The organism is Micromonospora sp. NPDC053740 (genome assembly GCF_040677775.1).
GTDB classification, from domain to species: Bacteria; Actinomycetota; Actinomycetes; order Mycobacteriales; family Micromonosporaceae; genus Micromonospora; species Micromonospora alfalfae.
Genome location: NZ_JBFASO010000010.1, coordinates 88,025 through 101,103 on the forward strand (window position 1 = coordinate 88,025; position 13,079 = coordinate 101,103).

Consider the following 13,079-nt stretch of genomic DNA (forward strand, 5'->3'; position numbering starts at 1 on the left):
GGCCGGATCGGTGCCGATGCCGCCCAGCATAGCTGCCCGTGCGCGGCGTCAGTGGCCGGAGCGCTAGGTGTGCAGCCAGACGCGGAGAGGGCCGGTGGTGGTGAAGCCAGCGGAGAGCGCCGGAGGAAGGTCCGCTGTGGTTTCGTAGCCGACCAGCGGCGCGTTGGGCACTGTGGCGCACACCGCGCGCCAGATGTCCCGGGAGGTGTCGGTGCGGGTGAACAGGTTGGAGACGCCGTACGGACCGTCGCCGCTGAGCACCGCTCCACCGGTGAGCACACCGCTGTCGCCGTGGCGGGCGAGAATCCGAACCCGGGGGTCGGCCAGGAGCGCGGGGCGGAACAGCTCCCCACCGCCGTGGGCCGCCGCCCAGGCCGTCAACTCGTCGGGTGTGGTGACCGGGGCCAGCGGGTTGTCGGCAGGTGGTGCCGACGGTGGCCGGTAGATCCACTGCGCGTCGAAGAGCACCCGGAATCCGTACCCGGACAGGTCGAGGTCGGCGAAGCTGTCCTTCACCGACGCACCGGGCCCCGCGTCGATCCGGGCCAGCAGGGTCTCGGCGTCGACGCCCGGTCGCACTGTGACGGCGTCCGGGTACCACTGCGGCGAACGGTGGGGAACCGACCAGGCGTCGGCGTCGGTACGGCCGGCCAACCCCTGGCTGCCGCAGACGATGTCGCACCATTCGGCGTTGTTGCGGGCCGCCGTCCGCACGTCCTCCAGCACGTCGGGCAGCTTAGCCAGGGTCAGCGGAGTCGGGTGAGCAGGATCCGGCCGCCCTCGTGGACGCCACCGTCGATGGCGATGACTCTGTCGTCGGCGTACCGCAGCGCGACTGTGACATCCTGCGGCGCCACGCCGAAGTGCTTGGTGAGGGTGCTGTGGCCGTGGACGAGCACGCTGCCTCCGAGCGTGCGCAGCATCAGCGACACCGGATCGTCGGGGTGCGCCCGCACCGCCGCACGAAAGGCGCCCCGATCGCTCATCCGGCCACAGAAGTCCAGCCACGCCGCCGGGTCGCTGGAGCCGAGAGCCGTGGTGACTGCCGCGTTCACGGCGGCCACACTGGATCCAAGCTCCAGGTACCGGGCGGTGTCGGAGTGCACGAGCAGGAACCCGTCGACGACCGCTACCGCAGGCAGCCGCGTCATCCACTCGACGTGCTGTGGCGTCAGCTGGTGCAGGTCCTTCTCCCGTCCGCCGAACCGGGCCCAGCCACCGCGGAACCCGCCGGGTTGGTCCCAACCGGCGACGGGCATGGTGCCGAACCGGTGCGCGGCGAGCAACTGCGCCTCGTGGTTACCCAACAACGCCCCGACGTGGCCGCCCGCCGCTCGCGCGGAGACGGCGAGCCGCTGGATGTCGTTGATGACGCCGATACCGTCCGGGCCGCGATCGACGTAGTCGCCGAGCAGCCACAGCAGCGCGCCACCCCCGGACCAGTGCCCCGTGTGGTCGACGAGCCCGGCCTCGCGAAGTGACTCCCAGAACTCGGAGCGGTGACCGTGGATGTCCGCCGCCACGTACAGCGGCGTCGGCACGTGGCGGTCGGCGGTCGACCGCCACGTCCTCTCGTCGAGCGTCACCATGCCGCCACGGTAGGGAGTGCCGCTGGCCGGCCGCCAATGCCTGCAAGTCTTCGGCAGGGAGTCAGCGGCGGAGCACGTCGAGCAGGTCGGCACCAATCGTCTGGATGGCGGACGCCTCCAGCGAGTACCGGACAAAGTGCCCAGCCCGCTCCGCCCGAACCAGTCCAGCGACGCGCAGAGCGGACAGGTGCTTGGTCACTGTGGTCTCGTCGAGGCGCCAGAGCCGGGCGATCTCCCGCGCTGACCTGGGCTCCACCGCGATCGCGCGGCACACCTCCAGACGCGCCGGATGAGCGAGCACATCGAGCCGCCGCAGGGTCAGTCGCCGGTCGGCAGCACGCTCCGGCGGCGGGAACGGGTAATGCACCACCACCGGGCGGCCCGTCTCGTCGGCGACGTACACGTGTGGAGTGCCGAAGACGGTGGGGACCAGCACCAGCCCACGTTCGGACACCGCCAGCGACTTGCTCTGCACCTTGTCGATGGTGACGCGGCCGTCCTCACCGATGGCCACCGCGGGCGACAGACCAGACAATGCGGCGCGGAGGCCGCCGCGCGCACCCATGCGTGCTCGCGCCCGCACCTCACCATCCAGCGCGGGCTCGATCCGGTGCCACTCAGCCGCGAAGAAGGCCGACCAGCAGCCCTCCAGAATGTCGACCACTGCGGCCTGCGCGGCGGCGGGCTTGTCCAGGAGCAGTCGCACCGCCCGCGTCGCCCCCGCTCCCCGCGCCCGCGACAGCGCCACCAATTCGGCACCCACGCGCTGGTCGGCCACGTCGGCGGACCGACCGCCCACCCGCAGCAGCGGCCGAAGCATCGCGGCGGCAAACTGCGCGGCAGACATCCTCCGGAGTGCCGTCACCGCCTGGACCCAGTCGAGGGCGGGCGGCAGCGTCGGATCCGCGAACACTGTCGCGCGGACCGCTCGTACCGCGAACGACCAGGCGCTCAACTCTGCGGCCAGGTCGTCTGGCAACTCCCCGAGCACTCGCTCCGCCCACTCCGCCCGCTCCGGGTGATGCTCGGTGCCGACCAGCACATGCCACGCCCAGGCCAACTCCACAATCGGGGACACCGCGAACGTCACCGCCGCGGCCCGATCGGCGGGAAGTGGAAAGGTGATCGGCACGACCACACCCTAGGCGGCGGCGGTGGTAGTGGGGACGGGCCAGGACGTCGCGTTCCCGCATCGTTCGAGGTGGTGGCGGATAACGGGTAGCTCAGGGGGCGTAGACCAGGTCCATCGTGTCGGTGTGCCCGGACCAGCGCAGGTCGAGCCGCCAGCAACCGGCCTCCGGCAGGTCGATGATCGACGGCCCTGGCCCGCCGGCGACCTCCCGGATCACCCGTGTGTCGGTGCCGTCCAGCCTCGCGGTGATCACCAGGGTTGCCGGTGCGGTCGAATCGGGCGAGGTCGTGGCGGCGCGAGCCACCCAGAGGATCTTGTTGTTCGACCCGTCCGTCCGGACCTGCCGCAGCGGATGGGCGAACAGCACCGCCACGATGTCACCCTTCGCGCCGAAGACGTGCGGAACCCGCGCGTCCCCGCTGAACCCGGCGTCCGCCCAGTCCGGCAGCGACCCCGTCTCGACCCGCGCCGCGCAGGCGGTCGCGGTGCTCGCCGTGGTGGCCGCACCCGCCGTCGGCGCCGCTCCGCCGGCCGTGGTCGTACACCCCGCCAGCAGGACCACCGAGGATGCCAGCATCAACCTGCCCCAGGAAACCATCTCGCCCCTTCCGGTACGCGTCGAGCACTCGTCGCACCTATCCGACACCGCCCGGGCCCGCCGGGTTCCTGGTGCTCTGACCGGGAGCGTGCGTAAGTCATCACGGGCGCCTGTGAGGATGCCCAGGTGGACCGGTGGACGACTCGTATCCGCGTCCCACGCTCCCGCCTTCTGGGTTCTCGCCGACGTCGAGGGCAACGAGGCCTGTGTGACGACCTGGCAGGGCCGAGACGACTCGTAGACCGGCCTGACCGGCCAGGAAACACCGCTGCCACCTCGGGCCGGCGCCGACTGTCGACGCGTTTGTCCGACTAATTCGCTATCCGGTGGCCGGTGCGCAGTGCTACACAACCGAGGTGCAGCACATTTTGGATTTCCCCGAGGTCCTGCGGCTGATCGAAGACCGCTCGGCCGCGTTCCGGGCCGCGATCGCGTCCGCCCCCGACCTTGACGTCCAGGTCCCGACCTGTCCGGACTGGACGCTGCGCGAACTCGCGCAGCACCTCGGCGACGGCCGCCGCCGCCAGGCCGCCATCGTCGCGGCGGGCCCGGGCGCTGAGCCCCCGGCGAGGACGGACCCGAAGGGCGCCCCGACTGCGCCCCGCGACCGCGAAGCCCTGGACGCCTGGCTCGCCGAGTCGACCGGGCTCATGCTCGACGCGATGCGCGCGGCCGGCCCGGACCGCGGCTGCTGGACCTGGTGGGGCCGCTCGCAGGCCCCGGAGACCAGCGGAGCCGTGGCCCGCCACCAGATCCAGGAGTTGGCCGTCCACACCTACGACGCCCAGCTCACTCAGGGGGTCGCACAGCCGCTGCCGACGGACGTCGCGGTCGAGGGAGTCGACGAGTTCCTGACGACGGTCGCGGCGACGACCGTCGCCTGGCCGTTCAAGCCGGCGACCATCGACCTGCACACGACCGAGGGCCGCTCCTGGCGCCTGACCCTCAACGCCGACGGCGTCCGCTGCGACGACCTCGCCGCCGACGCGCAGCCAGGCGACATGGCGATGCGAGGCGCAGCGAGCGACATGGTCCTCTACTTCTACGAGCGAGTCCCACTCGACGACCTGGAGACGACCGGCGACATCCAGCCGATGGAGCAGCTCGCAGACTGGGACCCGAACGCGTACTAGCCCAATGAGCGCGCGATCTCGATCGCCTCGGCCTTGGTGAGGGTGCCCTCAAGCCGGTAGCTGACGTCGTTGTCCTGCCAGATCAGGGTCGAGCCGGCAAGCCGGGCGGTCTCCCGGCGGATTCCGCCCGCCCGGTCCACGTAGGACAGGATGTGCGGGCCGTCGACCCAGACGGCGAAGTCGCCGTTGACCTGGACCCAGTTCGCGCCCGGCGGGATGACCTCCTTGTGGAAGGCCAGGTCGAGGCGACCGTCGAACGCGTCGACGCGTAGCGCGCCCCCGTCGTAGAGCAGCGTCGCCACCCGGTACCGCCCCGTGGCGTCCGGGTCGGCTATCAGCACCTGCTCGGGCGTGCCCAGCATCGCCGGCAGGCGGATCGGAAACCGCACCGACCGTTGGGCCTCGTCCAGGGCGACGGCCCGCTGCCCGGGCAACGGCGAGGCGGTGCCGCCGGGAGGCGTCGGGGTGGGTGAGGTGGCGATGCTGACCCCGGCGAAGCGCAGCAGCCCCGTGACGACGTCGGCGATCGCGGCCCGCGTCGGCGGCAACAGCGCCACCAGCAGGGCGACGAGCGCGACCGCGGCGAGCGACCGCCACCGTCGCCGCCGGGGCGCGGGCGCGGGCGCGGGCGTGCCGAGTCGTACGCGGACGCGGGCGCTCACGTCGGGCGGATCGGGGGTGTCCAGCCAGGCGGACAGGTCGCGCAGTTCCCGTTCGAGGTCACCCATGCCGGACCTCCTCACGGTCGAGCAGGCCGCGAAGCTTCGCCAGCGCCCGGGACGTGCGCGACTTCACAGTGCCCCGGGGCCAGCCCAGAGCCGACACCGTCTCCTCCTCGGTGAGATCGAGGAAGAAGCGGCAGACGATCACCTCGCGGTCCCGTACCGGCAGTTGTCGCAGTGCCTGCACGAGCGACGCCCGGCGCTCACCGGCGAGGACCGCGCCGACCGCGTCGTCCTCGGCGACCTCGGACGTCGGGTCCGCTGCCGCCGCCCGCAGCACGAGCCCGTCGCGCCGACCACGGGAGCGGTGCAGGTTGCGGGTCTCGTTCGTGACGATCGCGAGCAACCACGACCGGAAGGACGCGTCACCCCGGTAACGGGACAGCTTCCGGTACGCCTTCACAAACGCCTCCTGGATGACGTCCTCGGAGTCCGAGCCCGCGCCGAGCAGCACCGCCGTCCGGTACGCGGACGCGGTGTGCCGGGCGACCAGGAGGTTGTACGCCTCCAGGTCACCCGCCCGAGCGCGGGTGACGAGCGCCTCGTCGTCCAGGGGAGCCTCCGTTTCGGATCACACTCATGACACCGCCCACCCGCCGTGGGTTCCACCCGGATATCCCGACGCAGGTCAGCTCTCTCCCATCCGGCGTGCAGCGTATTGCCAGGAACCGGTGCTGCACTGGAGGGACGTCGAGGAGAGGGGCCGGGCATGAGCTGGTTCAACCGCCGGTCACGGGGCGCCGAGGTGACCCCGACGAAGCTGGATCGGGAGGCGACCCGCGACGACCTCGCGGCGCTGGAGGCGTTCGTCGCCACCCGGCGCGGGGTGGAGTTCTACCTGGAACCGGAGACGACCGCGACGGACACCACGGTGATGGCGATCGCCCACGACGGCGAGTGGATCCGCCGTCGTACCGGAACGCCCCGCGCGGCTGGGACCATCGCCCGCAAGCACGCGGTGCCGCTGTACGAGGCGGCGCGCACCGGCTACCCGGAACGGATGCGGACCTGGAGCCGGGCCCACCCGGAACGCCACGCCCGCTGAGGCCAGGTCAGCGCGGCTGGGCCGGCGCGGGTGCGCGCGAAGCGGTGGCGCGGGCCTGCACCCGCCGGAATTCGGGTGAGGTGACAGGGCCTGATGCCCTCCCCGGGATTGATCGCGGACACTGGTGGGGCGTTCGCCGATCCCAGGTGATGGTGTCGGCCGACGCCGCGCTGCCGGATGATCGGCGCAGGCCAGAGTTCGTTCGGACGTCCTTTGCTCTGCTTACCTATGCGCACCAGGAACGGAGCGTCACTGGTGCCTATAGGTAAGCAGAGCAAAGGACGTCGGGCATTGAGCGGGGGCATTGCGGCATGCCGATTCGCGCTCGCACCAATCGCTGAAGCCCGATGGGTTCCGTCCGTCTGGTAGGGCGGGACCGGCGTTGACCGGCGGCGCGAGGGTGTGGCAGCATTCGCGGCCTGACGGCAGTGAAGGAAGTCGGTGCGATTCCGACGCGGTCCCGCCACTGTCACCGGGGAGCGATCCCCCCTCGTGAGTCACGGCCGTGCGTCTGCGGTTGGAAGGCCGGGGGAGAGCGTCGATCCGGAAGCCAGGATACTTCGGCCGTCGGGACGTACCCCAGGGCGTGGACACCCGAGGAGGACCCGATGACGCATAGCGTCTTATTCATCGACGATCATCGTCGTATTGCGCTCCAGGCAGCGCGCTCCAGGGACATCGGCCACCGGCACCGCTGAGCTGATCGCCCGCCGCTGACCGGCCCCGACGCACGCGTCGGTGCGCCGTTCGCCCGGGCCGTCGTACCGGCTGACGCCGAACCCACCCGCATCGCCCGGTCGCCCCCCTGAGGGCCCAGGGCGTCACTTTCCGGAGCCTGCCGTGCGCATCCTGCTGCTGTCCACCGCCGACACCGACCTGCTGGCCGCCCGCGCCAGCGGTGCCGACTACCGGCTGGCCAACCCCGCCAGAGTCGCCGCCGACGAGGTGCCCGCCCTGCTCGACGGGGTCGCCCTCGTCGTCGTACGGCTGCTCGGCGGTCGGCAGGCGTGGCCGGACGGCCTCGCCGCGGTGCTCGCCACCGGCGTGCCGACGGTCGTGCTCGGCGGTGAGGCGCTGCCCGACGCGGAGCTGATGGCCATCTCCACAGTGCCGTCCGGGGTCGTCACCCAGTCGCTGGCGTACCTGGTGGAGGGCGGTCCGGACAACCTCGGGCAGTTGGCCCGGTTCCTCTCCGACACGGTGCTGCTCACCGGCGAGGGGTTCGCCGCACCAGCGCCCACCCCGGCGTACGGCGTGCACGGCGACCACCCCACCGACCCGGACCGGCCCACAGTGGGGATCGTCTTCTACCGGGCACACGCCCTGGCCGGCAACACCGGTTTCGTCGACGTGCTCGCCGACGCGGTCCACCAGGCCGGCGGCAACCCGCTGCCGATCTTCTGCGGCTCGCTGCGCGGACTGACCGCGGGCGCCGGCCCACTCGGGCTCTTCGCCCGCTGTGACGCGCTGCTGGTCACGGTGCTCGCGGCCGGCGGTGCGGTCGCCGCGGATGCCTCCGGTGGCGGCGACGAGGACGCCTGGGACGTCGGCGCCCTGGCGGCCCTGGACGTGCCGGTCATCCAGGCGCTCTGCCTCACCAGCACCCGCGCGCAGTGGGCCGACAGCGACGCCGGCCTGTCCCCGCTGGACGCCGCCATGCAGGTCGCCATCCCCGAGTTCGACGGTCGGATCGTCACAGTGCCGTTCTCGTTCAAGCAGATCGACGCCGACGGGCTCTCGGTATACGCCGCCGACCCCGAGCGGGCCGCCCGGGTCGCCGGGATCGCGGTGCGCCACGCCCGGCTGCGGTACGTGCCGCACGCCGACAAGCGGGTCGCCGTGGTGCTCAGCTCGTACCCCACCAAGCACTCCCGGGTCGGCAACGCTGTCGGGCTGGACACCCCGGCCTCGGCGGTCCGGCTGTTCGCCGCGCTGGCCGAGGCCGGCTACGACCTGGGTGACGCGCCGCCGCCCGACGACGGCGACGCGCTGATCCACGCCCTGATCGCCGCCGGTGGTCACGACGTGGAGTGGCTCACCCCGGAGCAGTTGGCCGCCGCCGAGGCCCGGATACCGGGGACGACGTACCGGCGTTGGTTCGACGAGGTACCGGCCGAGCTGCGCGAGCGGATGCGGGAGCACTGGGGTGAGCCGCCGGGCGAGCTGTACACCGAGGGCGGCGACATCGTGCTCGCCGGGCTGCGCTTCGGCAACGTGGTGCTGTTGATCCAGCCGCCTCGGGGCTTCGGGGAGAACCCGATCGCCATCTACCACGACCCGGACCTGCCGCCCAGCCACCACTACCTGGCCGCGTACCGCTGGTTGACCGCGCCGGTAGCGGACGGCGGCTTCGGCGCGGACGCCGTGGTGCACCTGGGCAAGCACGGCACCCTGGAATGGCTGCCCGGCAAGGGCCTCGGCCTGGCCGCGGACTGCGCCCCCGACGCGGTCCTCGGTGACCTGCCGCTGGTGTACCCGTTCATCGTCAACGACCCCGGCGAGGGCACCCAGGCCAAGCGGCGGGCACACGCCGTGGTCGTCGACCACCTGGTCCCGCCGATGGCCCGCGCCGAGACCTACGGCGACCTCGCCAAACTGGAACAACTGCTCGACGAGTACGCGACAGTGCAGGCCCTCGACCCGGCGAAGGTGCCCACCGTGCGGGCCCAGATCTGGGACCTGGTACGCGCCGCCGAGCTGCACCACGACCTGCACGCCGAGGCGATGCCCGACGCCGACGACTTCGACGACTTCGTGCTCCACCTCGACGGGTACCTGTGCGAGGTCAAGGACGTGCAGATCCGCGACGGGCTGCACATCCTCGCCGACGCGCCCACCGGCGAACCACGGGTCAACCTGGTCCTGGCGGTGCTGCGCGCCCCACAGATCTGGGGTGGCGCCCGGGCCCTGCCCGGCCTGCGACAGGCCCTCGCCGTCGCGTACTCCCTCGACGAGCAGGAGCTGCTCGCGTCGCCGGGACAGCGACTGGCGCTGCCTGCGGCGCTGACCGACGTGGTGGACGGGCCGGCCGGCACCGCCGCCGACGCGATCGACCTCATCGAGGTGCTGGCCCGGCGGCTGGTCATCGGCATGGAGACCCTGGACTGGGCAGTGGACACTGTTGACGCGGTGGTGACCGAGGTGACCGGTCAGTCGATCCCGGACGTCGCCGCGGTGCTGCACTTCGCCGCCACCGAGCTGGTGCCCCGACTGGGTCGGACCACCGACGAGCTGACCAACACCCTCGGCGCGCTGGACGGCAGGTTCGTGCCGCCCGGCCCGTCCGGTTCACCCACCCGGGGCCTGGTGAACGTGCTGCCCACCGGCCGCAACTTCTACTCCGTCGACCCGAAGGCCATCCCCAGCCGCAACGCCTGGGACGTCGGGGTGGCCCTCGCCGACTCGCTGCTGGCCCGGCACCTGGCTGACACCGGGGCGTACCCCCGCTCGGTGGGGTTGACAGTGTGGGGTACCAGCGCGATGCGGACCCAGGGCGACGACATCGCCGAGGTCCTCGCGTTGCTGGGCTGCCGGCCGGTCTGGGACGACAGGTCCCGGCGGGTGACCGGCATCGAGGTGGTGCCGACCGCCGAGCTGGGCCGCCCGCGCGTCGACGTCACTGTGCGCATCTCCGGGTTCTTCCGCGACGCGTTCCCACACGTGGTGGCGCTGCTCGACGACGCCGTCCGGCGGGTCGCCGCCCTCAACGAGCCGGACGAGGAGAACTACCTGCGGGCGCACGTCGCCGCAGACCTCGCCGAACACGGCGACGAGCGGCGGGCCACCGCCCGGATCTTCGGCTCCAAGCCTGGCGCGTACGGCGCGGGGCTGCTGCCCCTGATCGACGCCCGGACCTGGCGCAGCGACGCCGACCTGGCCGAGGTGTACGCGGTGTGGGGCGGCTACGCGTACGGCCGGGGCCTGGACGGGCGGGAGGCGCGTGCCGACATGGAACGCTCGTTCGCCCGGATCGCGGTGGCGGTGAAGAACCAGGACACCCGCGAGCACGACATCGTCGACTCCGACGACTACTTCCAGTACCACGGCGGGATGGTGGCGATGGTCCGCCACCTCACCGGCACGTCACCGCAGGCGTACGTGGGTGACTCGGCGATGCCGCACGACGTGCGCACCCGCACGCTGGGCGAGGAGACCCGGCGGGTGTTCCGGGCCCGGGTGGTCAACCCGAAGTGGATCGCCGCGATGCGCCGGCACGGCTACAAGGGCGCGTTCGAGCTGGCGGCCACAGTGGACTACCTGTTCGGCTACGACGCCACAGCGGGTGTGGTCGACGACTGGATGTACGAGCATCTGGCCGCCGCGTACCTCTTCGACGCGACCACCCGGGAGTTCCTGGAGAAGTCCAACCCGTGGGCGTTGCGCGGCATCACCGAGCGGCTGTTGGAGGCCGCCGACCGGGGGCTGTGGGCCAAGCCGGAGCCGGCCACCCTCGACCGGTTGCGCGACACGTACCTGGCCAGTGAGGGCGACCTGGAGGACCGGGTGTGAGCGCGAGGAGTGAGCCGGTTGTGCGAGCCCCGCAGTCGCGAACGAAAGAGGGCGCTGTGAGCGCGAGGAGTGAGCCGGTTGTGCGAGCCCCGCAGTCGCGAACGAAAGAGGACGCAGTGACGATCTACCCGTTCAGTGCGGTGCTCGGCATGGCCGACATGCGACTGGCGTTGCTGCTCAACGCGGTCTCTCCGGCGATCGGCGGGGTGCTGGTGCGGGGTGAGAAGGGGACCGCCAAGTCCACCGCTGTGCGGGCTCTCGCCGCGTTGCTGCCCCCGGTGCGGCGGGTGGCGGGCTGCCGTTTCGGCTGTGATCCGGCCGAGCCGGACCCGGCCTGCCCGGACGGCCCGCATCCGACCGACACCGCCGCCGAGATCCGCCCGGCCCGTCTCGTTGAACTGCCGGTGGGCGCCGCCGAGGACCGGGTGGTCGGGGCGCTGGACCTGGAGAAGGCGATCGGCGAGGGGGTACGCGCCTTCGAGCCGGGCCTGCTCGCCGCCGCGCACCGGGGTGTGCTCTACGTCGACGAGGTCAACCTGTTGCACGACCACCTCGTCGACCTGCTGCTCGACGCGGCGGCGATGGGCCGCAGCCACGTCGAGCGGGAGGGCGTGTCGGTCAGCCACGCGGCCCGGTTCCTGCTGGTCGGCACGATGAATCCGGAGGAGGGGGAGCTGCGCCCGCAGCTGCTTGACCGGTTCGGGCTCACCGTGGAGGTGGGTGCCAGCCGGGATCCGGAGGTCCGGGTCGAGGTGGTCCGTCGGCGGCTGGCCGCCGACGCGGACCCGGTGGGCTTTGCGGCCCGCTGGGCCGATGCCGACGCGGAGATCGCCGGCCAGGTGGCCGCCGCCCGTCGCCGACTTCCCGGGGTGCGACTGCCGGACGCCGCGTTGCGGCAGATCGCCGAGGTGTGTGCGGCGTTCGACGTGGACGGGATGCGGGCCGACATCGTCACCGCCCGTACCGCTCTGGCGCACGCCGCCTGGCACGGCCGGGACCGGGTCACCATCGACGACGTCCGGGTGGCCGCCCGGCTGGCGCTGCCGCACCGTCGTCGCCGCGACCCGTTCGACACCCCGGGGCTGGACGAGAAGCGCCTCGACGAGGCGTTGCAGCGCGCCCAGGACGCGCACCCCGACGACCCGGACGACGCCGGCCCCGACGGCAGCGGCCCGGCTGGTGGCGGTGGCCCACAGGGCGGTGGGCCGGGCGGTGGCGGCGGCCCGAACGGGGGTGGACCAGACGGCGACGGCCCGAGTGGCGGCGGGCCGCAGCACGGCGACCTCGGTGAATCCGAGACGGCTGGGCAGTCCTCGGCGCGTGACGGCGCTGGCCCGGACGCGCGCGGCGACGGACCGGACGGTGCCGACGGTTGGCCGCAGCGTCAGACGGGCGACCGGGGCGACGGTTGGCCGCAGAGCCCGGCCGGCGACCGGAGCGGCGACGGTCGGCACGCGCGCACGCCTGACGGCCGGCAGTCGGCGGCCGGTGACGGCGACCCGACCCGCGGCGCGGAGTCCGAGCCGGTGGCCGTACCCCGGGGTGGGCTGAAGGCGCGGGTGCTCACCGCGCCCGGCCTGGGTGACGGGGTGCCGGGCCGGCGGTCACGGGCCCGCACCGGTCGGGGCCGCACCACCGGCGCCCGGGTGCCGGCGGGTCGGGTCGGCGCGCTGCACCTGCCGGCCACGATCCGCGCCGCCGCGCCGCACCAGGCGGCCCGGGGCCGGCTCACCGGTCCGCTGCGACTGCGCCGTGATGACCTGCGGGAGGCGGTTCGTGAGGGGCGCGAGGGCAACCTTGTGCTCTTCGTGGTGGACGCGAGCGGCTCGATGGGCGCCCGGCAGCGGATGACCACGGTGAAGGACGCGGTGCTCGCCCTGCTCACCGACGCGTACCAGCGGCGCGACAAGGTCGCGGTGATCGCGTTTCGGGGTGGCGGCGCCCGGACCCTGCTGCCGGCGACCTCGTCGGTGCTGGCCGCCTCGACCCGGCTGGCCGAGCTGCCCACCGGAGGGCGTACGCCGCTGGCCGAGGGGTTGCTCGCCGCCGCGGACCTGTTGCGGGTGGAGCGTCTGCGCGACCCGAAGCGCCGCCCGCTGGTCCTCATCGTCACCGATGGCCGGGCCACCGCCGGCACCCGTCCGTTGGACCGGGCGGCAGCAGCCGCGAAGGTCCTGGCGGCGACAGGCGCATCCTGTGTGGTCGTCGACTGCGAATCCGGCCCGGTCCGCCTGCACCTGGCCGCCCGCCTGGCCACCCAGCTGACGGCCCCGCGAACCCCCCTGGAAGCCCTCACCCATCCCCGCGATCTCGCACTTCCGGTCGCGGCATAGCAGGCGAAGTGCGCATAT

General features: G+C 72.8%; 10 protein-coding genes, 1 pseudogene and 1 riboswitch. Of the genes and pseudogenes, 5 read left to right on the forward strand and 6 right to left on the reverse strand.

The features are described 5' to 3' along the window. Positions 1–63: 63 nt before the first annotated feature. The 4 genes from AB0K35_RS24875 to AB0K35_RS24890 form a co-directional block, all read right to left on the reverse strand. A complete protein-coding gene (locus AB0K35_RS24875) occupies positions 64–726 on the reverse strand; it encodes a hypothetical protein (protein ID WP_238670655.1) in 663 nt (220 codons plus the stop codon). A gap of 20 nt (positions 727–746) precedes the next feature. After that, complete coding sequence (locus tag AB0K35_RS24880) at positions 747–1,589, reverse strand: metallophosphoesterase (protein WP_238670656.1); 843 nt, start codon at positions 1,587–1,589, stop codon at positions 747–749. A 61-nt stretch (positions 1,590–1,650) separates the two neighbouring features. Then, entirely contained in the window at positions 1,651–2,721 is a 1,071-nt protein-coding gene (locus AB0K35_RS24885) for a DUF5937 family protein (protein ID WP_363887985.1), read from the reverse strand. Between the two features lie 91 nt (positions 2,722–2,812). After that, a complete protein-coding gene (locus tag AB0K35_RS24890) occupies positions 2,813–3,298 on the reverse strand; it encodes a hypothetical protein (RefSeq protein ID WP_238670658.1) in 486 nt (161 codons plus the stop codon). 154 nt (positions 3,299–3,452) lie between these two features. On the opposite strand from AB0K35_RS24890, the pseudogene AB0K35_RS24895 reads away from it, so the two are divergent. Both AB0K35_RS24895 and AB0K35_RS24900 read left to right on the forward strand, forming a co-directional pair. After that, positions 3,453–3,560: pseudogene (locus AB0K35_RS24895) on the forward strand (4a-hydroxytetrahydrobiopterin dehydratase); the annotation flags it as partial. A 115-nt stretch (positions 3,561–3,675) separates the two neighbouring features. Further along, positions 3,676–4,452 carry a maleylpyruvate isomerase family mycothiol-dependent enzyme gene (locus AB0K35_RS24900; RefSeq protein ID WP_363887988.1) on the forward strand — a complete coding sequence of 259 codons (777 nt, stop codon included), beginning with the start codon at positions 3,676–3,678 and terminating at the stop codon, positions 4,450–4,452. Here AB0K35_RS24900 and AB0K35_RS24905 read toward each other — a convergent pair. Beyond that, on the reverse strand, positions 4,449–5,180 hold the full coding sequence (locus AB0K35_RS24905; protein WP_238670660.1) for a DUF4367 domain-containing protein: 732 nt from the start codon (positions 5,178–5,180) through the stop codon (positions 4,449–4,451). The two genes, AB0K35_RS24900 and AB0K35_RS24905, sit on opposite strands and share 4 nt — an antisense overlap. Next, a complete protein-coding gene (locus AB0K35_RS24910) occupies positions 5,173–5,628 on the reverse strand; it encodes an RNA polymerase sigma factor (RefSeq protein WP_238670661.1) in 456 nt (151 codons plus the stop codon). Before AB0K35_RS24910 ends, AB0K35_RS24905 begins: the two co-directional genes overlap by 8 nt. Positions 5,629–5,883: 255 nt before the next feature. On the opposite strand from AB0K35_RS24910, the gene AB0K35_RS24915 reads away from it, so the two are divergent. The 3 genes from AB0K35_RS24915 (at position 5,884) to AB0K35_RS24925 (ending at position 13,061) form a co-directional block, all read left to right on the forward strand. Continuing rightward, on the forward strand, positions 5,884–6,219 hold the full coding sequence (locus AB0K35_RS24915; protein WP_238670662.1) for a hypothetical protein: 336 nt from the start codon (positions 5,884–5,886) through the stop codon (positions 6,217–6,219). A gap of 431 nt (positions 6,220–6,650) precedes the next feature. Beyond that, positions 6,651–6,780: riboswitch (cobalamin riboswitch) on the forward strand. Between the two features lie 279 nt (positions 6,781–7,059). Next, a complete protein-coding gene (gene cobN / locus AB0K35_RS24920; RefSeq protein WP_238670663.1) occupies positions 7,060–10,728 on the forward strand; it encodes a cobaltochelatase subunit CobN in 3,669 nt (1,222 codons plus the stop codon). A gap of 149 nt (positions 10,729–10,877) precedes the next feature. Continuing rightward, on the forward strand, positions 10,878–13,061 hold the full coding sequence (locus AB0K35_RS24925) for a VWA domain-containing protein (protein ID WP_363888307.1): 2,184 nt from the start codon (positions 10,878–10,880) through the stop codon (positions 13,059–13,061). Positions 13,062–13,079 lie beyond the last annotated feature (18 nt).